Source organism: Vibrio sp. YT-19(2023) (genome assembly GCF_033337395.1).
The window spans coordinates 1-23,801 of record NZ_JAWOQN010000029.1; the positions used below are offsets into that span (position 1 = coordinate 1).

General features: G+C 41.0%; 21 protein-coding genes and 1 pseudogene. 6 read left to right on the plus strand and 16 right to left on the minus strand.

The window, feature by feature from the left end:
• Positions 1–147: 147 nt before the first annotated feature.
• The 7 genes from R7E78_RS18635 to R7E78_RS18670 form a co-directional block, all read right to left on the minus strand.
• A complete protein-coding gene (locus R7E78_RS18635; RefSeq protein ID WP_054575061.1) occupies positions 148–669 on the minus strand; it encodes a GNAT family N-acetyltransferase in 522 nt (173 codons plus the stop codon).
• A gap of 140 nt (positions 670–809) precedes the next feature.
• Positions 810–1,874, minus strand: a complete 1,065-nt coding sequence (locus tag R7E78_RS18640; RefSeq protein WP_054575062.1) for a hypothetical protein — start codon at positions 1,872–1,874, stop codon at positions 810–812.
• 686 nt (positions 1,875–2,560) lie between these two features.
• Positions 2,561–3,532 (minus strand): phosphotransferase, encoded by a 972-nt coding sequence (locus R7E78_RS18645; RefSeq protein ID WP_318058129.1) that lies wholly within the window; start codon positions 3,530–3,532, stop codon positions 2,561–2,563.
• Positions 3,533–5,515: 1,983 nt separating this feature from the next.
• Positions 5,516–5,989 carry a GrpB family protein gene (locus R7E78_RS18655; RefSeq protein ID WP_047104294.1) on the minus strand — a complete coding sequence of 158 codons (474 nt, stop codon included), beginning with the start codon at positions 5,987–5,989 and terminating at the stop codon, positions 5,516–5,518.
• A 747-nt stretch (positions 5,990–6,736) separates the two neighbouring features.
• A complete protein-coding gene (locus R7E78_RS18660) occupies positions 6,737–6,985 on the minus strand; it encodes a hypothetical protein (protein ID WP_141135633.1) in 249 nt (82 codons plus the stop codon).
• A gap of 683 nt (positions 6,986–7,668) precedes the next feature.
• A complete protein-coding gene (locus tag R7E78_RS18665) occupies positions 7,669–7,953 on the minus strand; it encodes a MazG nucleotide pyrophosphohydrolase domain-containing protein (RefSeq protein ID WP_318058130.1) in 285 nt (94 codons plus the stop codon).
• 152 nt (positions 7,954–8,105) lie between these two features.
• Positions 8,106–8,777 carry an HAD-IA family hydrolase gene (locus tag R7E78_RS18670; RefSeq protein WP_318058131.1) on the minus strand — a complete coding sequence of 224 codons (672 nt, stop codon included), beginning with the start codon at positions 8,775–8,777 and terminating at the stop codon, positions 8,106–8,108.
• 202 nt (positions 8,778–8,979) lie between these two features.
• Here R7E78_RS18670 and R7E78_RS18675 point away from each other — a divergent pair, with 202 nt between their 5' ends.
• Both R7E78_RS18675 and R7E78_RS18680 read left to right on the plus strand, forming a co-directional pair.
• On the plus strand, positions 8,980–9,264 hold the full coding sequence (locus R7E78_RS18675) for a type II toxin-antitoxin system RelB/DinJ family antitoxin (protein ID WP_005398409.1): 285 nt from the start codon (positions 8,980–8,982) through the stop codon (positions 9,262–9,264).
• The gene (locus R7E78_RS18680) at positions 9,261–9,539 is read left to right on the plus strand and encodes a type II toxin-antitoxin system mRNA interferase toxin, RelE/StbE family (protein ID WP_005398411.1); all 279 of its coding nucleotides are present in this window, start codon (positions 9,261–9,263) and stop codon (positions 9,537–9,539) included. Before R7E78_RS18675 ends, R7E78_RS18680 begins: the two co-directional genes overlap by 4 nt.
• Before the next feature lie 246 nt (positions 9,540–9,785).
• Here the strand turns inward: R7E78_RS18680 and R7E78_RS18685 are convergent, their stop codons facing one another.
• The 7 genes from R7E78_RS18685 to R7E78_RS18715 all read right to left on the minus strand — a co-directional run bounded on the left by R7E78_RS18685 (position 9,786) and on the right by R7E78_RS18715 (position 14,966).
• The gene (locus R7E78_RS18685; RefSeq protein WP_140055236.1) at positions 9,786–10,571 is read right to left on the minus strand and encodes a hypothetical protein; all 786 of its coding nucleotides are present in this window, start codon (positions 10,569–10,571) and stop codon (positions 9,786–9,788) included.
• A 159-nt stretch (positions 10,572–10,730) separates the two neighbouring features.
• A complete protein-coding gene (locus R7E78_RS18690; RefSeq protein ID WP_262640759.1) occupies positions 10,731–11,189 on the minus strand; it encodes a hypothetical protein in 459 nt (152 codons plus the stop codon).
• A gap of 139 nt (positions 11,190–11,328) precedes the next feature.
• A complete protein-coding gene (locus tag R7E78_RS18695) occupies positions 11,329–11,688 on the minus strand; it encodes a hypothetical protein (protein ID WP_069494417.1) in 360 nt (119 codons plus the stop codon).
• Positions 11,689–13,027: 1,339 nt separating this feature from the next.
• Positions 13,028–13,429: an HIT family protein gene (locus R7E78_RS18700; protein WP_029807766.1), complete on the minus strand. Its 402-nt coding sequence runs from the start codon at positions 13,427–13,429 to the stop codon at positions 13,028–13,030.
• A gap of 151 nt (positions 13,430–13,580) precedes the next feature.
• Entirely contained in the window at positions 13,581–13,931 is a 351-nt protein-coding gene (locus R7E78_RS18705; RefSeq protein ID WP_031781288.1) for a hypothetical protein, read from the minus strand.
• 135 nt (positions 13,932–14,066) lie between these two features.
• Positions 14,067–14,489, minus strand: a complete 423-nt coding sequence (locus R7E78_RS18710) for a hypothetical protein (RefSeq protein WP_262640758.1) — start codon at positions 14,487–14,489, stop codon at positions 14,067–14,069.
• A 141-nt stretch (positions 14,490–14,630) separates the two neighbouring features.
• Positions 14,631–14,966, minus strand: a complete 336-nt coding sequence (locus R7E78_RS18715; RefSeq protein WP_010648852.1) for an energy transducer TonB — start codon at positions 14,964–14,966, stop codon at positions 14,631–14,633.
• 838 nt (positions 14,967–15,804) lie between these two features.
• On the opposite strand from R7E78_RS18715, the gene R7E78_RS18720 reads away from it, so the two are divergent.
• The 3 genes from R7E78_RS18720 to R7E78_RS18730 all read left to right on the plus strand — a co-directional run bounded on the left by R7E78_RS18720 (position 15,805) and on the right by R7E78_RS18730 (position 18,917).
• Positions 15,805–17,151, plus strand: coding sequence for a tyrosine-type recombinase/integrase (locus R7E78_RS18720; RefSeq protein ID WP_140110384.1), 1,347 nt, complete (start codon positions 15,805–15,807; stop codon positions 17,149–17,151).
• A gap of 135 nt (positions 17,152–17,286) precedes the next feature.
• Positions 17,287–18,129 carry a hypothetical protein gene (locus R7E78_RS18725; RefSeq protein WP_140110381.1) on the plus strand — a complete coding sequence of 281 codons (843 nt, stop codon included), beginning with the start codon at positions 17,287–17,289 and terminating at the stop codon, positions 18,127–18,129.
• A gap of 14 nt (positions 18,130–18,143) precedes the next feature.
• Positions 18,144–18,917 (plus strand): hypothetical protein, encoded by a 774-nt coding sequence (locus R7E78_RS18730; RefSeq protein WP_065871671.1) that lies wholly within the window; start codon positions 18,144–18,146, stop codon positions 18,915–18,917.
• Positions 18,918–19,274: 357 nt separating this feature from the next.
• Here the strand turns inward: R7E78_RS18730 and R7E78_RS18735 are convergent.
• Positions 19,275–20,194 (minus strand): annotated as a pseudogene (locus R7E78_RS18735) (IS5 family transposase).
• Positions 20,195–20,550: 356 nt separating this feature from the next.
• Here R7E78_RS18735 and R7E78_RS18740 point away from each other — a divergent pair.
• Positions 20,551–21,585, plus strand: coding sequence for a hypothetical protein (locus R7E78_RS18740; protein ID WP_065871669.1), 1,035 nt, complete (start codon positions 20,551–20,553; stop codon positions 21,583–21,585).
• A gap of 2 nt (positions 21,586–21,587) precedes the next feature.
• On the opposite strand, the gene R7E78_RS18745 is transcribed toward R7E78_RS18740, so the two are convergent.
• Positions 21,588–23,546 (minus strand): NERD domain-containing protein/DEAD/DEAH box helicase, encoded by a 1,959-nt coding sequence (locus R7E78_RS18745; RefSeq protein ID WP_318058132.1) that lies wholly within the window; start codon positions 23,544–23,546, stop codon positions 21,588–21,590.
• Positions 23,547–23,801 lie beyond the last annotated feature (255 nt).

A 23,801-nucleotide genomic window follows, 5' to 3' on the forward strand; every position in this document is an offset into this window, starting at 1 on the left:
TTCTTGCTTGTCATGCTTCACCTCGTTAGTGATTGTACTCACTTAACTCGGTGTCCAAAACTGCTGGTGCGGATCAGTATAAGAAACGCTAATTGGAAATGCCACGTGTAGTATTTCTTTTTGAACAATTTATTAGCCCACTACAGACTAATACATATACCCTAACCAATCTATATGACCAACAGCCCAAGTTTTACCGCTGATAGGTTTAACATATAAATCATCTAGTTGCTCTACAGCGACACCGTAATTTTTATGTTCGTGAACTCGCAACCAAGAACTTAGAGAGTTAAGGCGCATATAACCATTAGCCACATAAAAACGCTCCAAATCGGAGACTAAAATGATGAAGTCGACATCTTTAGTGGACGCATACTCGCTGAGTTGAGACAACATTGTTGTGCCAATACCTTGTCTTTGAACTTTGCTCTCGACACAAAAGTCACTCACACCTAATACTTTATAAATTTCATCACCAACGCGAACAACTCTGTAGTCTAATCCCATGTAACCAACTAACTGATCACCTTCGTAATTCAGAACTCTCATATGCGGGAGTTGCTTATAGTAAGAGCGAGTAACTTGGTGTTCAGGAAACGACTGGTTTCTAAGAGCTTCAATTGCATTATGCTGCGCTTTAGATAACTCGATTTCTGGGTAAATATCCATATTTGACCTTTGAGTATTAATGACCTTTTGGAGTTGAGCAACGCAATACAAAAGCCGCCGCATACCGATTTAATCACTGAGCTCAACGCCCAGTTAATGCCACGAGTTGAGAATCACTCTTAAACAGATTGTTAGGCATTTTATATCCTGTGCTGCTGCAAATACTTTATTCCATAATGCAGAGATGCCACGCCTTCTAAAGTAACTTTGTATTTACTAATAGATCCCATTAATTCATCAGTACCTAATACGATTTCAGAGTGATACCATCTTTGCTGTTCAATTTCTGGCCATAGCTTCATTTCTGCAATTGTTGCTTGCGCTTTAATTCTTTTTTCTATTAGTTCAGATTTAGATAACTCAGTAAAACCAGCATAAAAGACTTGGGGCTTTCCTCCCCTAGCGAACTCCCTGCAAACAGCCATGGGAATAAGTTCTGAAATATCATTCTTTGTCAGACCAACTTCTTCCTCTAATTCAGAGTACATATGCTTTGTAAAGAAATTTTCAAAGCTAGTATCGGCAGAATCTGAGGGCCACTTTGCAACCCCGGACGAAGTGCAGTGAATACCACCAGGAAAGACTCCTACTTTCTTTACACGTTTAACCATATAGGGGACATATTCGTCTTCCTCTCTGTAATAAATGAGAGCTGCAATTCCAACTGTGTTAGCCATAGTTTTATCATTTAAATTAGGTAAGAGCCCTCCATAGATTCCACGCTGTAAGGACCTTAGTGAAATGCCATCATCATCCTGAGATGACCAATCTAATATTAAATTGGATTTACATTGGTCAAAGTATGATGCCTTCTGTAGTGAGAAGCTTATATTATCACCTGACTCTAAAACTTCATGAAGCCTGATCGCTCCTTCGTTATCTCTAACCCTTTGGGACTCTATAAGTTGACTGAACCCAAGGTCTGAGACTTTAGACCATTCTTGGTTTGGTGGTCGAAGCATGAACTTTCGATTGTTTATTTTAATTTCTATTTTCTTACCTTCAGGGTACATGCTTATTAGTTCACTGTAAGGTATAAAATGAGAAATCGGCGTTTCTTCCGAGTAAACACCTAACAGATAGCTAGTATCGTAATTTATGAAAGGATCTTTTTTGGGAGCAATTAATGACCCTTTAGCCCTTAATACAAGGTCAAGAAGTGTAAGGGATGCACCAGCAGCACCAACAATTATTTCTATAGCCATATGTCTTCCTTTTTGCCTAACGCCGAGTTAAGGTGTGAGTAGCGCAATACCGAAGATCCAGTATTACGCCTTAATCACTATACTCAACGCATAATGAAAATGCCACGCGTTACGAATCACTCTTAAGCAATTTGTTAGTACATGCGCTACTTCTATTTATGTGCTCCAAGATATTGAAAACTTGCATGATATGAAAGGCTTTGAACACTGAAGTGAGACGGGCCGCTACAAAACTTAAACTCGGTTAAGAAACGAAAGTTGGCTAGAAGAAAAACGCACTGAACAGGCCTACTTTCACTGGCTTCAAATTAGAAAAGGATTCTTTCCTCGTACTTCAACAGCCACACCAGAAGTAATCCAGGTTCTCTCAAAAGCCACAACGAAAATGAAGAAGCGCCAAAGAAATTGGCTAAGAGTTAGAAGCCGTAAACGGTGAAATCAAAGCGAACACTCCGCATATAGTGCCACCGGAAAGAACGTGAAAGGCACTAACTGAAAGGTGTAAAAACGAGCGCCAAAACAGATAAACACCAAAACTTATGACCTTTGATGCCAACCCCTTACTAACGCCGCGTTAAGGGGTGAGCAACGCTATACCACCCAACTTAAACTATTGTGCTATATACACAAAAGCTAAACTTTGAACTGAAACCGCCAAGCGTTGAGAATCCCTCTTAAACGCCTTGTTATGTACCGCCGCAAAATAATGCACTTTCAATTTTGGACCATTGAACCATGAACGGAATAAAGTCACTTTTGGGGATGAACTTCTGTGCAGCGGTATTGTTTTTTAAGAACACCTCTTCCAAAGCCCATACATGATGGTCAGCATAAACAGCCCATGCCTTTGCTCCATCGTTAAGCTCAGGTTGTGTCATAGGTTTAATAGACAGATACCCTTTTAACAAGGCCAATGATTTATTAACATCCATGTCAAACATGTACATACAGGCTCTAGCCACCTCATAACCAGGTGGCATATTTTGTACTAGGTCCCAATCAATCACATCACTTACAGCACCGTTTAAATCAAAAAAGACGTTAAAATGATGAAAGTCGCCGTGAATTAATTGCCTGCTTGTTAAAGGAGTATATGAGTGTACGGCTTGTGAGCTCGCTAGATAGTCACGCTGTTGTTTTACTCTTCGTAGCGCCGAACCTTTTGCATCAAGCGCACTGTTGATTTCAATACAGGCAACTATTTTTTGTAACCTATCGACCCAAGCACTTTTATCCCATGAGAGCTCGATTGTTGGAAAACTATTTCCAGCCATAGAAGCTAGTTGAACATGCAATTCAGCCAGTGCTTTTCCTAACTGAAAAGCATGTAACTCCGACAGCTCGCTTTTTCCAATTAGCCCCCCTTTTGCTTCAGGGAATAAAGCGTAAAAGCCATCACCTATTTTGCCAAAGGAGCAGCCATCGCGCGTCAAAACTGGGGCTATTATAGTATTCAAATTTTGGGAGAGTTTTTGTAATAATTCATGCTCAAGCTTGATTTGTGCAACATTGCGAACACGATATTTTCTAAGGTAAAAAGTCTCTGAGGATTGGATTCGAAAGACATGATTAGTCGCGCCAGCTGATTGCCGATTTAAACTAGCATCAGCATCTATTTGGTTCCAGTTTTCACTAACCTCACGAACAAAATCACTCATAGTTCAATTGACCTCATAGGTACATAACGCTGCATTAAGGGGCAGCAACGCAATACTGAAGCCGCCGCATACCACCCTAAACACTTAAACCAACGCATAGTAAAAATGCCACGCGTTGCGAATCCCTCTTGAACAGTTTGTTAACTGAGCACCTTTCAGTTTTCGCTGATCTTTCAGCCACTTTCGCCAAAGCTCGTTTTGCTAATTAATGATTAACAAAGCTAACTCAAATATGTATTTAACCAAAAAATTACCGTTTATCTTTAGTTTGAAATGCGTCTCACAACACCATACTTCGGCGATGTAAGTGCGCCGAACTAATCACGAATGCCTTATATTATTAGAAGGCTTTGTGCCGCCTTTCACATCAGTAAACTTAAGTATCAAACTGAAATTATTCGCATTAGCTCAGCTAAGGAAACCGACCGAACTCCGGTTTGCTTTAGATCCCATTGAGACCAACTAATTTGATGATGCGCGACATCAATTTCAATCTTTCTAGCTTCGCCCAATAGCTTATTTATACGACTTTCCAAAAATTCCACGTTTAACTCCTAAAGAAACATAACGCCCTGCTAAGGGGTGAGCAACGCAATACAAAAGCCGCCGCAAACCACCTTAATCGCTAAATTCAACGCATAGTAAAAATGCCACGCGTTGCGAATCCCTCTTGAGCAGTTTGTTAGTCGCGAGGCACCGAGCGCCAATTTTAAGCCAAACTAAACTTTGCGAACAACAAACTTTATGTGCTTTGATGCACTTAAGTCAGGCGTAGTCTCAAAGCGGCTGTTTAATGGAACCACTTGGAACAACCAACGCCGCAGAAAACGGACTGGCAACAGTTAAGGGGTGAAGCACGCAATACCTAAGCTTCCGCATGGCACTTCAACACCGAAACCACCGCATACCAAAAATGCCACGCGTGCTGAATCCCTCTTGAACTGTTTGTTAGCACGCTGCCCTTTAAGCTTTTGGTACACGCCAAGACATTGAAATATAGCACGAAACTTATGGCTTAAAACACTAAACCAAACGGACAGCTGCCAAACTAAAAACAGACATCAAGACGTAAGTTGACTAGAAGAAAAACATGCTTAACTGCCCTTTTTCACCGCTTTCAAATTAGCAAAGAATACGGGCTTCGAACTTGAACAACAGCGACAAAGCAACGCTTGTTTTGCCGAAAATTTCTCAGCACTAAAGAAACCACACCAGAGAAATAGCCCGAAAGTTAGCAACCGTAAACGATAAACTCAAAGCGAAAACTTCACATCTAGTGCCACCGGAGCGAACATGAAAGGCACATTTGCTCCTGTGTAAAGCTAGGAAAAGAAACCAATAAACACCAAGACTTTTGATCTCTGATGCCAACCCAGTGCTAACGCCGCATTAAGGGGTGAACAACGCATTCCACCCAGACTAAACCATTGTGCCGTAAACACTAAAGCCAATTCAAACCAAAACTGCCAAGCGTTGTGGATCCCTCTTGAATGCTTTGTTAGTTGCCAAACCTAAAGCTTTGATTTGAAGTTAATTACCGCTTTGCCAACACTAGCTTTACGTGTTTTCGAAAACTCAAATCAGGCGCAGTTTCAAAGCGCCTGTCACTGAAACCACTTGGAATATGCAACACCGTAGAAAACGGACTAACAACACCAAAAAGCCCTTTTGGACTGATAATTTAACCGAGCTGACTTTCAACAAGCTAATCAGCGTCTGAAACAGAAAATCCAATCGCACAAGAAACCAAAGTTCGATTTTCACAAACCCAAATGGCTAGAAATTGAAATACGAAAAACCAGCCAAAAACACACGGGCATTAGCCCTAAACATTCTGCTTTAAGTACGTTTTTCCTCGTTGGCAACTAACGCCCTGTTAAGGTGTGAGCAACGCAATACAAAAGCCGCCGCATACCACCTTAAACACTAAACACAACGCATAGTGAAAATGCCACGCGTTGCGAATCACTCTTGAACAGTTTGTTATGCCTGTCCTAACACACGCTCAATAAAAGCTGATTTTTTCCGACGATACTCTTCGTGAGACCAACCTGTACAAGACATTTTCAGCTCATTGTATCGTTGAACTAACTCAGGACTTTTACGGAGTTTGTCTCTAAACCCCACAAAAAAGTCAAATTCCGAACCATTGGCTACAACTTGAAAAGCGACATCCTCACCTGAGCTATTTTCCAGCATGCGAAGCTCCGGAGTTCTTAACGTATCGGATTTTTCGTTGAAACCTAGAGTAGAAAGCAACTTTACTGCATTCTCTAGTTCCTTGCCGTTAACACCAACGAGTATGTCTAAGTCACCTTTAGATACAGCATTAGGGATAGAGGAAGCTCCAATATGCTCAATAGATGCATCTGGAAGTAAAGCAGCTATCTCAAGTTCGTACTTACGATACAGGTTTTCGCAAGATGTCTGATATTCATCTGCTTTGTAAAACTGCATATTTTCTCCCAAAAGGCATAACGCCCTGCTAAGGGGTGAGCAACGCAATACCAAAGCCGCCGCATACCGCCTTAATCACTTAAACCAACGCATAGTAAAAATGCCACGCGTTGCGAATCCCTCTTGAGCAGTTTGTTAGTTTGCAAACCCAAAGCCTTGATTTTACGTTATTTTAAACTTTGCAAACAATAAAATTTATGTGTTTTGATGCACTTAAGTCAGGCGTGGCCTAAAAGCGGCTAGTCAATGAAACCACGTGGAACAAACAACGCCGCAGAAAACGAATTCACAACACCAAAAAGCGCTTTTGGAAAACCAATCTCACAATGCGGACTTTCAACAAAGCCACTGAAACCACATGAGCTTACCACACCAGAGAAAACGCCATTTCAGCGAGTAGATCGGCTTTTGTACCAACAAACTCAACGAGCAGAGTTTCAGCAAAAAAGTTCGACTCAGGTAACCCGAAAAGTCGCCGCAACAAAGAACAAATCAACCGTTGAAACGATGCCAATTTTGAATTTTCACCACGCTAGTTAACACTGAAATTGAACGCCGATACGCCAATTTCAACTTTGATCTTTTACCACTAGATCTTGCGATATAGCTGCGTTTTTCCTCTTGCAAACTAACGCCGCGTTAAGTGGTGAACAACGCGACCACCCAACCTAACCCTTTGTGCCGTAAACACTAAAGTTGAATCAAACTGAAAATGCCAAGCGTTGTGAATCCGTCTTGAACGCTTTGTTATGCGTATGTTTTTGATATATCCGTATAGGTTATTTGATTTGTAGGATTTAGAAATTTGTTGAACTCGAATTTCGCCACTACATTTTCGGCATCACGCACCGAACCTGACGCAATTTCCTCGCTATCGTATTCTAAACAAACATCCAGATCGATAGCTGCTTCAGAAAAAATACTTGCAAGGTCTTTCGCCAAGGTTTTTATGAGTTCTTCCTTGCCCTTAAAGCCATGAAACTTGGTAGTAACCATTGCCTTCCCCATTCTATGTACCCTTTTAAATCATTACTTTACCACTAAAGGGAACGATAATCACACATACGCATAACGCCGCATTAAGGGGTGAACAACGCAAACCACTCAACCTAAACCATTGTGCCGTAAACACTAAAGCCGATTCAAACCAAAACTGCCAAGCGTTGTGAATCCCTCTTGAATGCTTTGTTAGTTGCCAAACCTAAAGCTTTGATTTGAAGTCAATTGCCGTTTTGCCAACACTAGCTTTACGTGTTTTGGTAGACTCAAATCAGGCGCAGTTTCAAAGCGCCTGTCACTGAAACCACTTGGAACACGCAACGCCGTAGAAAACAAACTGACAACACCAAAACGCTCATTTGAAAAGACAATGTCACAGAGCTGACTCTCAACTAGTGATTCGGTTTCTGAAACGAATCCAACCACAAAAGAAACCTGAGAACGATTTTCACAAACCCGAACGATTTAAAATTGAAGTACGAAACCCCACCAAAAACACACTGACTTTAACTCTAAACATTCTGTTTAAGCTGCGTTTTCCTCGTTGGCAACTAACGCCTTGTTAAGGGGTGAAGCACACAACACCGATGCTACCGCATACCACCTTAATCACTTAAACCAACGCATATTAAAAATGCCACGCGTGCTGAATCCCTCTTGAACAATTTGTTATACGCGTTCTATCGGTTGTACTTAACCTTGTTCAAAACTTCTTTTAGTTCATGCGTTTTCTCAAGGTTTACACCGTGAATATTGGCTAAAGCACAAACATAATACAAGACGTCATATAACCCTTCTGCGATTGAACCTTTAAGTTCATCTAGCGTTGGTTGTCCACTTTTACCTTTGCGAATAGATTCCGATAACTCGCCAACTTCTTCGATTAGTTTAAAAAAATAGTGTTCAGATTGCTCTGGCGCATAATCGAATTCTTTTATATGACTTTGTAACTCAGATAACTTCATCACGTCCTTTTTGTATCATTTTCCATAAAGCGTATAACGCCACGTTAAGTGGTGAACAACGCCACCACCAAACCTAAACCATTGTACCTTAGACACTAAATTCAACTTGAACTGAGTTCGCCACGCGTTGTGAATCCGCCTTAAACGCTTTGTTATAAATACGGTTTCGATGAAGCCACCAAGAGCTCCTCAAAAGAAGACAAGCTTTCACCTTTATTACGCTGTAAATGATAAGCCTGAATACCACACGCTTGAGCAGCAACTACATTTTCGATTTTGTCATCAATAAACATCGTCGAGCTAGGGTTCAAAGCAAAAGAAGACAGAGCATGAACGTAGATTTCTCGATTGGGCTTTTCACTACCTACGTATGACGAAATCATAATTTTCTCAAAATACTGCCGAATACCTAAACTATCAAACGCCCAGTCTAATGTTGCCGTCGCATTCGATAACACGAATAAGCGATACTTCTCTCGCAGCCGTTCGAGAACTTCCAAGGTTTCACTATATAACTGGTACTGATGCGTATCTAAGGCTATGTGGAATAATTGCTCTGCGAGCAAGTTATCACCATTCACAAAATTTGAAACTCTTATGGAACGTTCTTGAAGCCATTGCTTCTCGTCACTCCAGTCAACGATTTTGTACTTAGCAAAAAATTGTTGATCGAATATTTGCAAGTCCGCTAGAGCTCTATCAATCAGCGCAATATCATAACCTTTCGCGAGTAGAATCCGTTTAATAATCGACGAACGGAACTCTTTGATGAACATAAGCACACCACCTGCGTCGAATATTATTGAATCTATATTTTCTTTCATTTTTGCTCAATCCATGAGTATTTATAACGCCCAATTAAGGTGTGAGGCACGCAATACGACGCTCCCGCATACCACCTTAATCACTAAAACCAACGCATAGTAAAAATGCCACGCGTGCCGAATCACTCTTAAATTGTTTGTTAGTTGCCCATTTCAAAGCCTAGTGCTAACATTTGTACACACACCAACAAAGGAATATATCATGGACACTAGAATTCAATTTCGTGTTGATGAAGAAACAAAACGCCTAGCTCAACAAATGGCTGAGAGCCAAGGTCGAACTTTAAGTGATGCTTGCCGTGAACTTACTGAGCAACTCGCTGAACAACAAAGAAAAACATTATCTCACGATGCATGGCTAACTGAACAAGTAAACCTAGCATTTGAGAAGTTTGACTCAGGAAAATCTGTTTTCGTTGAGCACCAAACTGCTAAGTCTCGAATGGAAGAGCGCAAAGCCAGAATCCGCAATCGAGGTAAGCAATGATTTTATGGGAAGAAGAGTCACTTAATGATCGTGAAAAGATCTTCGAGTTTCTCTATGACTTCAACCCTGATGCGGCAGAAAAAACTGACAACCTCATTGAAGCAAAAGTAGAAAACTTGCTTGAACAACCTTTAATGGGTGTACAACGAGATGGCATCCGCGGACGATTGCTCATTATTCCTGAGATTTCGATGATTGTATCTTACTGGGTTGAGGGCGATATCATCCGTGTTATGCGTGTACTCCACCAGAAACAAAAATTCCCTACGGATTGATTGCTTCCTCTGGGGAACTAACGCCCAATTAAGGTGTGAGCAACGCTACCACTACCCTTAACCATTGCACCTTAAACACAAAACCCAACGATGGAATGGAAAATGCCATGCGTTGGGAATCACTCTTAAATTGTTTGTTAACTGTCTTTGCTCGACTTTTTCTTAGGGCTGCCGTCTTTTATGACCCTAATTGGTGGCGGAGTTGGAGCTTTTGGTGGCGGCTTCGGTTTTGCAGGTTTATTCATGTTACATCTCCTTAGGTGGAACAGGAGTCTCACTCTTAATATTGCGAGGCTCTGGAGCTGTTGGCATCGGCGGTGGCGGTGGCGGAGCCACATTCTTTTCATCGGACATTATACTCTCCTTTTGAAATTTTGAAGTTTCTAGCTTCAATAACTCAACTTGCGCAGTGAACTTCTCTAGTTGAGCAGTCACATTAGAATCTTTAATCAGTAACTCTTTTCGAGGTGATGAGGTATCAAGGTCTGCAATTATAAAAATACTACTGGCGATAGCCAACGGTAACAGGGCGGTTAAAACCCATTTGAAACCATCTCTTGCATAGCCTGAGCGTCCATCATTAACTTCGGTATTATGAGTTGAACAAACCTTAAAGTTTTCATAAAGGTAGGATTCCATTACTTCATCAACATCGTATAGTTCCTGTTGATGCTCTGGGTTTTCCTCATTGTAAGCAACTAGTGCATCCCTATGCTCAATTAGCTCTATTCGGTAATTGTCTGTTTTCGAGGGAGAAGGAATACCACGATAACTGCGCCAAGAAAACGAGTGGATTAGAAACCAAAGCGATGCAATAAGTATTAAAGTTGATATTGAAACAAAAACGACAAAGAACGCTACCGCATAACAATTTGAATTATAGTCAAGCATCCTGATCATATAGCTAATCACAGTAAACGCAGTAACTACTACCGCAAAAGAAATCTGGGTGCGAGCCACCAATTTTTCTTTCACGTCCATCTCGTGAAAGTACAATTCACGATAAAGCTTAAACAATGACTTCTTATCCAAAAATTACTCCAATCTCAATATGTTCGCTGACAGTTAACGCCCTGTTAAGGGGTGAGCAACGCAATACAAAAGCCTCTGCATACCACCTTAAACACTAAAACTAACGCATAGTAAAAATGTCACGTATTGTGAATCCCTCTTGAACAGTTTGTTAAGTATTTAGTGCTTCAAGTTAATATATTTTTTGAATTTACAATTTATAGTTTGTCGTTGAGCAACAAACCATTTGTGATGATCTGAAGACTGACTATTTTTAGTAGGCACGAGTAAGTCTTCAATCCACCCACAATCGTCTGAACTGCGTTCCCAAACTTCATCAACGTATAGTTTGATTTCCTCATCAAATAAAAATTCAACGCCTTTAGTTCCAGAAAGGAACTTTTCACGTTGTTCTTTACTTGTTCCATTCCATTCAACTACAGTCACAATGAAATCATATACACATTCAAATGCAGCATAGCGTCTATCAAACAAATCCTTTTTTAGCGCCATTTTATTTGTTTGATACTGCTGATATGCAATATAACCACCTAAAATTGCAATTGAAGGGGTTATCAGCGCAGTGAATAGATCTATCAGTGGTTTTATCTCTTCGAGACATTTGATCATTTCTTTCATTTTAGTTCACCCTAGATACACTTAACGCCCTGTTAAGGTGTGAGCAACGCAATACCGATGCTGCCGCACACCACCTTAAACACTAAAGTCAGCGCATAGTAAAAATGCCACGCGTTGTGAATCACTCTTAAACAGTTTGTTATGCGCTTTGCTCCACTAATTCAGCTGTTCCAATACAAGCGACTCGTCCTTCAATATCAGTAACTATATCTCCGGAGAACTGATAATTAAGCTGAACTTGAACATTAGGTAGGCCTATTGGTGCAATATTAATTAAGTACCCATCTTTTATGGTTTCCACTACGTATTTATGCTCGCCAGAAACTTTAAGCTCAGATAGAACGACACCTAAATTGCTATCGATTACCTCTGCAGATGACGCAGATAAACTGAAAACACATTCCCCCGACTCGCCTGAATTGGGAGCTAACAACATGAAACCCACATGTCTACCATCTATTGTTTTCAATACCATCGCTTTTGGTAGTTCATTATCCATACATCCCTCGATATTTAAATGCACTAGCGCATAACGCCTTGCTAAGGTGTGAGTAACGCAATACAAAAGCTACCGCACAGCGCCTTAATCACCATAAGCCACCGCATAGTAAAAATGCCACGCGTTACGAATCACTCTTAAGCAATTTGTTAGTACATGCACCACTTCTATTTATGCGCTCCAAGATATTGAAAAGTGACATGATATAAAAGGCTTTGAACACTGAAGTGAGACGGGCAACGACAAAACTTTATCTCGATTGAAAGACGAAAGTTAGCTAGAAGAAAAACGCACTGAGCTTCCCTACTTTCACTTGCTTCAAATTAGAAAAGGATTCAATCCTCGCACTCCAACGGCAGCGCCGATAGCAACAAAGATTCACTCAGAAGCCGCCACAAAAATGAAGAAGCGCCAAAGAAATAGGCTAAGAGTTAGAAACCGTAAACGGTGAAATCAAAGCGAACACTCCGCATATAGTGCCACCGGAAAGAACGTGAGAGGTACAAACTGAAAGGTGTAAATACGAACGCCAAAACAGATAAACACCCAAAACTTATAACCTTTAATGTCAAACCCGTACTAACGCCCTGCTAAGGGGTGAGCAACGCAATACCGAAGCCACCGCGTACCACCTTAATCACTAAATTCAACGCATAGTAAAAATGCCACGCGTTGCGAATCCCTCTTGAGCAGTTTGTTAGTCGCGAGGCACCGAGCGACAATTTTAAGCCGAACTAAACTTTGCAAATAACAAACTTTATGTGCTTTGATGCATTTAAGTTAGGCGTGGTCTCAAAGCGGCTACTCAATGAAACCACTTGGAACATAAAACGCCGTAGAAAACGGACTGACAACACCAAAAAGCGCTTTTTGGAAAACCAATCTCACAGTGCGGAGTTTCAACAAAGTCACTGAAACCACGTGGAACTTACAACACCAGAGAAGACGACTTTTCAGCGAGTAGATCTGCTTTTGAACCAACAAACTCACCGGACAGGGTTGCAACCAAGAACAGACGCTCGATTGCCCTGTTCTGTCAGCGCCAAAGAACAAAAAAAACGCTTGGACGCTTGCAAAACTTTGGATTTGAAACAGCCTGAAACTGAGTTTTGACCATCGATGAAGAGCCTGTATAGCAAACAATCATCAGCCAAATTTTAAGCTTAGAAACATGATTTTGACTGCAAGCTTTTTCTGGCGACTAACGCCTTGTTAAGGTGTGAGGCACGCAATGCCGAAGCCTCCGCATACCACCTTAATCACTAAACTTGACGCATAGTAAAAATGCCACGCGTGCCGAATCACTCTTGAACAATTTGTTAGCATACTTTTTCAATACTCATAGATCTTTAAGTGATTCTCTAAGTTTATCCATAGGTTGAATTCCAAGTTCACTACTAACCCAACCGTACTGGTCGCCATGGAATCTAGGGAAAATATGCAAATGGTAGTGATCGAGCTCGTTGAAATGAGGTGCCTCTCCATTGTTTTGCATAAAGCCGATACCATCGGGGTTGAACTTAGCTTCTATACGTTTATATAAATCTCTTGCAACGTCGGTGATCTCTAAAAACACAGACTCAGGCAGGTCGATGAAAGTACGGTATTGAGTCTTAGGACAAATTAAAATGTGTCCAAAGTTGATTGGGTCATGGTCCGCAAAAGCTATAACTTGGTCAGATTCGTAGACGATGACCGAGTCAATTTCACGATTAACAATTTGTTCGACTATCGTAGTCATCAGAACTCCTATCAAAGTATGCTAACGCCTTGTTAAGGTGTGAGGCACGCAATACCTAAGCTTCCGCATACCACCTTAACCACCAAACCTAACGCATGGTAAAAATGCCACGCGTGCCGAATCACTCTTGAACAATTTGTTATGCTCGTACTCAAAGAAATTGGAGAATTAAGCAAGTGACAAACGCTGGAAGCCCTGCAATAAAGAAAACCAAACCTGTCTGGAAGTTCATTCTATGCTGCTCTCGTTGGTCTTTTTCGAAATCATGACCTTCTACCATTTTGTAAACTTTATCTGTTCTAGAATCATCCATATGCGCTGTTTTACTATATACGCCACCTTCCCACATAAGCTTTGCTAAAACCCAGTTCACGATAACAACGAAGAACAGAAAGTCGACTGGCTGAGTAGTGGCAAAGAAGGGGACAAACTGAGCTAAGAGAATAACAATCAATGCTGCAGCAAGATTGATTAGCACCACTTTCTTCAGTAAATTGAGCAAAATTCCCTCCTAGAGCATAACGCCCTGTTAAGGTGTGAGCAACGCGATACAAAAGCCACCGCATACCACCTTAAACACTAAAAACTAACGCATAGTAAAAATGCCACGCGTTGCGAATCACTCTTAAACAGTTTGTTATGTTTGTTCTTGACTATTGCCACCTGTAAAACGGTAGACGCGCTTAGTAACCTTATGACTACCACCACCCAAGCTGATAGAAGCACCGTCTAAATTACCGGAAGCATTCAAACCACCACTTCCTGTACCTTCATAGTATTCTTCAATTTCAACTTCGTGTGCATTTTTAATACGTTCAGCTATTGCCAGCTCTTGAGCAACTGCTGCTTGCATTTTTGCCATGTTTAAAGCGATAGCTTGCTTTCTCGCTTCAGCGTCCAGCGCCTCAATCTCGCCTGAGCCGTGCAATCTTTCAGTTTCTCTTGCCGATTCAATAACGACACCAGTCAATGCACTAAGAACAGGCGAGCTAACTTCTAAGACCTTCAAGGCTGCATCTAGTACTTTTTGAGATGCTTTCTGTTCAACCAAATCACTCATAATTTCCTCGTAAAACATAACGCCTTGTTAAGGTGTGAGGCACGCAATACCGTAGCCTCCGCATACCACCTTAAACCCTAAACCTAACGCATGGTAAAAATGCCACGCGTGCCGAATCACTCTTAAACAATTTGTTATGTGTTAGATTTTAAAGACTAATTTTTGTTTTTGAGCAATAAGCTCAACATCTTCAAGTGGCTCATATTTCCATTTGGACAACGCTTGTACAGCTACCTTTTCAAAGATCCCCTTTGGGGTGGAATCGATTACAACAATATCAGCCACATCTCCATTTTTAGTAATGTTAAACGTCATGACCACATACCCTGACAGGTTATTCTCTACTGCAACTTTAGGGTATCTCGGCGATACAAACTCTATTGGCTCTAGATCTAAATATTCCGATGAGTAAGTGTTTTCTACAGAACTTGAACACCCTACTACTAAGATCAAGATAAATAATTGCAAAAATCTCATAATCTCTCTCTGACACATAACGCCAAATTAAGGTGTGAACAACGCTACCACCTTACCTAAACCATTGTGCCATAATCACTAAACTGGCTTGAAGTGAAAGCGCCGAGCGTTGTGAATCACTCTTAAATTTATTGTTATGTTTTCACTTAATACTTATACATAAGCTTAACCATTTCATTAGCTTGTTCCTTATCCAATTGGAACCAATCTAACAAGTTGGCTATACCAACAGGGTCTGAGCTATACCTCGCTAGAAGTAAGGTTAGATTTTTTTCTAACAATATAGATTCTCGAAACAGCCTGTTAATCAAAGAACAAGTATCTCCGCAAGAAATATCTTTGTCATAACAAAACAAATCAATAAATTCTATTAAGTTTTGAATATTGATCTTAGTCGTATTACTACAGTCTTTAATACTCTCTACTAGATACGACGAGACCCTTCTAGAAACCCCACTGTTAATAAGCCTAAGCTCAAATTGAACCCAATTAATTTTGAGCGGGATTTGGTTATACATCGTTTCAATCACAAATTTTGGTAACGCCATACATATCCTCGGAAACATAACGCCGCATTAAGGTGTGAGCGGCGCTTGGCTATACTTGAGCGAAGCGAAACTGCCAAGCGTTGCGAATCACTCTTAAGAATTCTCAGACACTAATCACCATGACTCACCACCTCTCAAAAAGCAACCTAACCACTTGATTCTAAAGAATATAACACTCTTTCACAGTCACCTTTTCTCACTACATCTCACAGCTCTAGCACCCCCTTGCGTACCCCAAAATCGATTGATAATTTGAAGGGGAACAAATAGATAAACAGGAGGGTAGCAGCATGGCTATCAATAAATTAACAAATACACAAATCAAGAATGCAGCGAAAAGTGACAAAGAATATTCACTATCAGATGGTGGAAACCTCTACCTAAGAATACGTAAAAACGGCTCTAAGAACTGGTTATTTATCTACACAGACTTTAGCACTAAAAAGCGTAAAAAAATGGGGCTTGGCTCATACCCTAATATGACGCTGGACGAAGTACGCAAGGTCGCTAAAGAGCTTCGTGAGCAAATGACGAACGGTATTGACCCAAAACTGTTTCGTGAAAAGCAGAAGTTAGACCGTTTGGTTGAAAGCCAATTGACCTTTAAAGCGGTCGCAGAAAAGATGCTTCTGAAAGAAGAAATTCAAGAGACCACTAACCGAGAAAAGCTGATTGTCGAAGAACGTGAGAGAGCTAGGATTTATGGCACGGTATTCGGGCAAGATGAAATCGACCGCATCACCAACAAAGTACGCTCGTCACATCGCAAGCGTCTTTTCTTAAAGCGTAACCTATACCCTAAACTAGGCAACCTCCCTCTAACCTATATCACTGCCGCTGGAGTCATTTCGGTCATCGAACCTATGCAGGTTAAAGGACAATTAGAAAATGTAAAACGTGCATGCTGTATTGCCAATCAAGTGATGAAATTCGCGGTAAACTCAAACATCATTAAATTTAATTGCTTAGCCGACATTAAAGACAACTTTGCCAAATCAAAAGTCACTCACATGCTCAAAGTACCGCCAAACGAACTTGGTGAAGTGATGGCTATCATGTCAAACAACCAAATGAAACCCGTCACCCGTTGCGCGTTCGAAATGCAAATGCACACGATGGCTCGCGCAGATGAACTCGCTGCCATGCGCTGGTGTGATATCAACGTTAAGAATAAACTTTGGACAATCCCAGCGTTCTACACTAAAAGCAAACGTGAGCATTTAGTGCCGCTGAATGACTACACGTTAGGGATATTAGAGTTCATTCGACCAATATCAGGAGAGCACATCCACGTATTTCCATCTGACAAGCCTAATACCAAATTCCCGCACATAAGTCCTTACGCCGTGAATTCATCACTCAACCTCACTAGTTTGAAAGGCAGGCTCGTCAGTCATGGGTTTAGGGGCATTGCTAGCACGTATCTCAATGAACACAAACAATTCCGTGAAGATGCCATTGAAATGTGTCTTGCTCATTTAGATAAGAACACCACTCGAGCTTCATACAACAGTGCGTTGTATCTCGATGAACGATACGAAATTCTTCAATTCTGGAGCGATTATATTGTGGAATCGACAGGCAACTACTATTCGATTGCAGGACAATATCGAGCGGAGAATAAACAGAGCGCATAACCAGCGCTTCAGTATGCATTACCACTGAGCCTGAATGGCTTAACACCACTTAACTCACCGTCACTTATGACACCCTTAACCAGTTTAGGGGGCAGACTTCTGCACCCTAAATTCAGCCAAGAAGGAATCACGCCTATGCCAAATTCGAACTTACATCAAACTCACTTAAGCCCATTTGAGGTAAAACCCATCAGCGAACATCCTCGCTTTAGTGAAATGCAAGCACTGCGCCGTTTACGTCGAAAAGGACGCCTAGCCCTCCCCCATCAAAATGAAAACATCGGAATAAAACAACACCGTCAGCTTCGCGCCCATCATATCTCCACCAATCAGCATGGCATTTATCAAGTCAAAATCACACCGCCATTATCCTTAAGAATCTCAGGCCACACTAGGTCTCATTATTTTGTGGCACTGAAAACAGATGAACCGCAACATGCCATAAGCAGAGCGAAAGTAGTGCGCTTACAAGCTAAGTGCTTTTTCCAAAACAGCCCCCATGCCCTTCCCGACTCTCTGTCATTGAGTCAGCAATTATTAGTGCAAATCCACTTAGTGGCTAAACATTTTCCTGCGGTTCGTGCTTACAAACACAAACCGACAAAAGACGATTTCCCAACCTTGCCCCCTCTAGACTTGAGCAATGCAGAAGAGGAACTCCGTTTTCCATACTTCAACTGGTTAAGTGAATTAATGGAAGAGCGTGCTCATTCAGGAATGCCTCGATTCAGACTCAATCAGATTGCAGATTACCTTCATCAGTTTTTATGCATCGTTGACGACAAGCACTCCAGCAGCAATGAAAGGTTATACATCCAGACGCGAGACATTCGTCAATATCGTGAGTCACTCCGCCAATCTAACGTATGCCACAAAGAGCAAAAACAGCGTATTGATGCAGTACACTTTTACTTTCGCTGGCTGACCTATCGAGGCTATTGCACTACCCCAAGACTGACACGTCCCCTTTTCTCTTAATTAGGAGTTTAACCATGATGATGACTAACCCTATACGCCTCAGCGTCATTTCTGCACTCGATGAAGGCCTAGCTTACTCCCATTCAGACTACTTTGCGCCGCTTCTGATGCAAGGTATCAGTGCGGTAGACATCGGTCTCATTGAACTAGTCACCACGATATTACGCACTGAACCATATCTCAATGAAACTGACCTGCTCGATCGTGGAGTGAGTCCAAGGCAAATTAAACGTGTGTTGGGTGGTTTTGACAACTTCAAGCAACTGTTGAAGATTGATGATTATTGTTTTAGTGATTTACTACGAGATAACAATTGGGATATTAGCCACGGCATTACGCTCTCGTACTTCCAATATCAGAAGTTTTATCAAGATATACGCAGAGACTACATTCAAGGCCATATTGCTGACATGCATCCAAACTTATCGGTGTTACTCAATGATGATTACTCAATTCACTCTATTCCTATCACCCGAAGCCATTATGCCACTGTTCCCGCTACAGACGCCGAAGCAGCAGCGGTGAGTTTTGCTTTACTGTTCAGAGATTACGAATTCATTGAGTATGACGAACCGAAATCGCTCCTGACTTTACAAGCGCATCGCCGAGATAAAGCTGCCGTCATAGAGGTACGTTGCCTCGCTTCGAAATTTTGTCAAAACACGGCAGCAGGGATTTGTGTCGTGGATGACGCTCAAGCCATGACTAAGCTCAGAAATCAGAAGAAGATTCTTGATTTTAAAACCTTGATTGAGAGAAACACGCGTAACACCACAATACCAACTTAGGTGCCTTGAACGTCTCAAACATCTTATTCGAATTAGAGATACAGCTTTCTTGCAAGAAAGCTGTTTAACTCTCTTTTGGACAAAAATCATTTATGGTCGATGCTCTAAATCACCCTATATTCATTACTTAATGTATTCTGACCGAGCCAAATACCCCACTAAAGTGGAAGTCAATGATATATAAATATGCAAAAGGCAAGGTTTTCACACCTTGCCTCTATTAAAATCATGCTGCATACCACCCATCAGCTAGCACTTCAGCCTGATCGAGAACAAGCTTAATCGCCTCTTCAGCCGTATCAGGGCTTTGTTGCGTAATTCAGACGAGAAACCAAACCGCCTAAAATTGAGTAACTTTTAGACAATATACTGAGTTTCAGGCATACCAAGTCCTGTAAGCTTGTTCAGCGCTTTGATCATGGCGTAAGTCTCACCAACTTGGCGTTGTAGTTTCTCAGGCTTAATTTCCCACCTAACAACTGTTTCACCCGATATATTGCTGTCTCTGATAGCGAGCGCTTGTGATAGCCGTACTGCTTTTTCCACTTCTTGTTGGAGCCGTAGAGTTTCTGACAACCTACGGCTAAATTGCGAGGGTGTCCTTGCTCTCAGAAGGCCGCCCCTTCTGGTGGCGGGATAAGCGGAACCGCTCGCTTGAACCGTATAGCATCATGGTAATTCCTTGTGTCATAAGCACCATCACCTGATATCTCAATGATTTTACGACGTATCTGCTTGAGTAAGTTGAGGAGCACTTCGGCATCGGTTACGTTAGATAAGCTCAGCTCTGCTGCGACTATTTCGTGGGTGCCTGTATCTACAGCGATATGCAGCTTACGCCAGACTCTGAGTTTCCCATCAGTACCATGCTTCTTGACCTTCCATTCACCTTCGCCATAAACCTTGAGTCCAGTGGCATCAATGGCCAGATGTTGTATTGCTCCTCTGGTTTTGGTTTTAAATGAAACTTCAACTTCCTTAGCTCGGCGGCTTATACAGGTGTAGTGCGGGCAAACAAGCGGGATGTTAGCCAGCTTAAATACGGAGTCTAGAAAACCTTGCAGTGCTCTCAATGGCATAGATAAAACGCGTTTCACCATCAGTGAGGTAGAAATGGCTAAGTCGCTGAATCGACGAGGTCTACCACGCCTGCCTTGTTTGTTTTGCTTCCACTCGGCTATCACTTCCTCATCAATCCAAAAGGTCAGAGAACCACGGTTGATTAAGGCTTTATTGTACTGCTTCCAGTTGGTTGTTTTGTAACGAGGTTTCAGCATAAGGCTACGAAGATTAGCTGATTTAGCCGCTCAGATCGTAACTTCCTGATTTAGTTCCATCGAATTGCGCAACAAAGCCGCCAATCGTTGAAGAGTGGCAAAGCCGAGATTAATTTATCTGTTAAAATAGCGCCAAAGATATGCTTACAACACGAATTAAGGTTAACTAATCTAAGGCGCTTTTGTCCCCGAGCGTGCCTTAAACCCGATGATATAATACAAGCCTGAACAAATATTTGTTAGTGCGGTTAATAAATTAGTGATAAGTTCTTTATTGCAACCTTCAAATGGGTATAAATCAAAGTTTCTGATCCAGAAATCGTGAGCTAATTTTTCGAATCAAGAGTCCCAAAGAAATGACATCTTTCATTGAAGCATATAAAAGAACAGGAAACTCAATAATCGCCTATAAACAAGTCGTAAACTGTGACGATAAGTCTTTGAAAGAGATAGTCAAAGAGTCATTTTCGTCTTTAGAGCAAGTTTTCGAAGAAGTGGATTTTTATGTATCAACCGAAACTAAACGCGGCATTCTTAGAAATACAGGCAAAATAATAGGTGGTATTGTGTCTCTCGGTGGCTCTTATATGCTGGAATTGCATAACAAGCACTATTCTGACATTTACGAAGCTATTTATAAGCCAGCTTGCAATATAATTGAGTCAATTGAAAAAGACACTAATGATTGCCTATCTTCGATAGGGGAGCAACTGACTGAGCTAAACAAAACACTCAAGCCAGTTGGAAATATTCTTAACTCAAGGACAAACAGTGATCCAGCAACGCGAGACTCTTTGACTCGGATTAACAAGTTTAATACTGGCTTTAATACATCTTTAAATACGGGTTTCGGTGGCCTAGTGGGCGGCTCTGCGGCTCTTGGCGCATGGGGACTAGTTTCGCTGATTGGTTCCGCGTCTACTGGCACAGCAATATCTTCCTTGTCAGGTGTTGCTGCTACCAATGCTACGTTAGCTTGGTTTGGTGGAGGGTCGCTTGCTACGGGTGGAGCTGGAATGGCTGGTGGATTTTGGGTTCTAGGAGGTATTGTTGCTGCCCCAATAGTATTTTTCTCGACGAAAAGCGCTTATAAAAAAGTAGATACTGTCAAAGAAAAGAGAAATGAACTGACTGAAGAGTCAGATAAGGTCATGAAACTAACAGTACAAGCCTCGACTCAGTTAATAGAAGCTAGAAAACAACAGGCCCAAATAGCAGCTTTGATTGCCGAGTATGTTCCTAAAATAAAGGGCGAACTAAGATTATATAAGTTTCACCGTTCATTCTGGAAAGACATCTTTGGCTGTACAATGAACTCAGAGCAACAGAAACACTATAATAACTTGAACAAACTGGCAAGCGAGCTTCTAGATAAGCTAGGTATTAAATAAGCTTACATACTACTGCTAAAAAATTCCGAATATGGACTTTCGTTGCTTACGTCTAAGACAATGAGGTTTTCCACCGAGCGTGTTATTGATGTATATACAATTTCTGGGGTATCCTTTTGGTCCATTAGATAAAAAACCGTCTTAGATTCTAACCCCTTAAAACTGTGAACCGTTGATAGCTTTATCAGACCGCTATTGGCGTAAAAATGGTTCTTCTTAATGCGTCTTGCTCGTTCCATATCAGAACGTAATTCTTTGTTCTTATATACATATTGATGTAACTCATCTTCAGACATTGACTTGAGTTGTTCCAATGAAACTTTACTATCATAAGCCTTTATCATTTGATGTAATTCTTGATAGGTTTCAAACATACAGTGAGTCTTCTCTATTTCATTAAACTTTTGGACCAACTTTCTGACGAGGTAAATGTTTGACGACAATATTACCACGTCATTCGGATTAAAGTTATTAACCCTGATAGTTTTTTGAATAAGTTCAAAAGATTTCTTTTCCCAGTCACCACTACATTGATGAAACTCTAATATCTCAAATGTAAATCCTTGTTGTATAGGGACTGTTTCTATCAATTCTGAATCTGAATACTTTTCAATTAGATACTTTGACTGGTAGTCTTTGAATACTTGGTTGAGGGGGGATTCCAAACTGGTTCGGTACGAACGTTTTAACTTCTTCCAACTTCCAAATCCCTGTGCAATCACAGCCGCACGCTTGTCATCGCGCTCGTAAATGTTTTGTGATTCATCGCCAAATAACACCATCTCACCTTCAGAAGAAAGAAAATTGTCTCTTAATATCTTGACCCATTCACTCTCAAAATCCTGAACTTCATCGACGAGAATTGTTTGGTATCGAGTTAACTGGTAATTCTGAAAACAGTCTTTTTTATACAAACCATCTAGGCTAAAGCGTGCTATTAAATCAGAGATATCCTGTCCACTAGCGTTAATTTGACTGTTATAGAATTGGTGGTAATTGGTAACCGCAAAATTTTGCTCATCACGGTAACCTAATATATCACTAATCCTGTCTTTTATTAGATTTTTAAGAGTGATGTTAAACGTTACAATTAGCACTCTTTCCTTATGTCGCTCGTGCGCATTGACAGCTCTTTGGGCGATTATTGTAGTCTTTCCACAACCAGCAACACCTTTAATCTTTTCCTTCCCTACGCAACTTACAGCCAACTTAGCTTGCTTATCGTCTAAGGAAACAGCTTTACCTTGCTTTAATACATGTTCACAAGGCATTAGACGACGCTTCAGGTCATCATATACTCTATCATCGAATAGTACTTGAGATTTGTAGTTTTTGATTTTACTTACTAATTTATGAGTTTGTTCGCCAGAAAATATCATCGCCTTATCACGAACTATGCGTTTTTTAGTCCGAGATAATCCTTCTGCACGTCTATTATAAGTGTCTACATCGATACTGCATTTACGTTTAGCATTGAGAAGTTCACTTGTTTTCAGTCTTAAGTCATTCTCGGCAGGTTGATATAGCGCGTCCACTTTATCTTTATCTGCCTTATGCAAATAGACAATTGGTTGGACAAGGTTAAAAAAGTTTCGGTTGCCTAGTTGCCCTATGCCTAAGACGGGCAAATGTAGCTGGTACAAATTCTTTTTATAAGTAAACGCTTGTGACTGAGGAGACGATATACTAGATTGCCCATTAGCGTATTTCACTGACCACTTGTTATAGCTATCAACTTGATAGTTATCCAAATTGTAGTCTTTAACTTCGATTACAAATATCGCGACACCCTCTTTAATGATTATAAAATCAGGTCTGTCACCATCCAAAAAGGGATTAAAAAACACCTCAAAGTTATCGTCTAAGTTTTCTTCAAAGTAATTGAGGAGATGTTGTTCACCCTCAGTAGGTTTCACTTTTAGTCGCAAGATATTTTCTATAGTAGGGTAAAATTTAGCCATAACACTTTCTTATAATAATGGTAGCCTGAATAAAGCATCTACAATGACGATAGAGTAATTGGAGTCGGTAAAACAAATTCAGCTATTAAAAGAATAGGTCAATTGATAGTGATAAAAACGTGTCCTCAATCACAGTGTCTTCAATGATAGGCTGAAAATTTTTAAACCATAAATGTTCTAGATTGGATGCTCTAAGGCGCTTCTGTCCCCAAGCAAGTCACGACCGAAACCTCTCTACATTGAAGTTTAATGAAT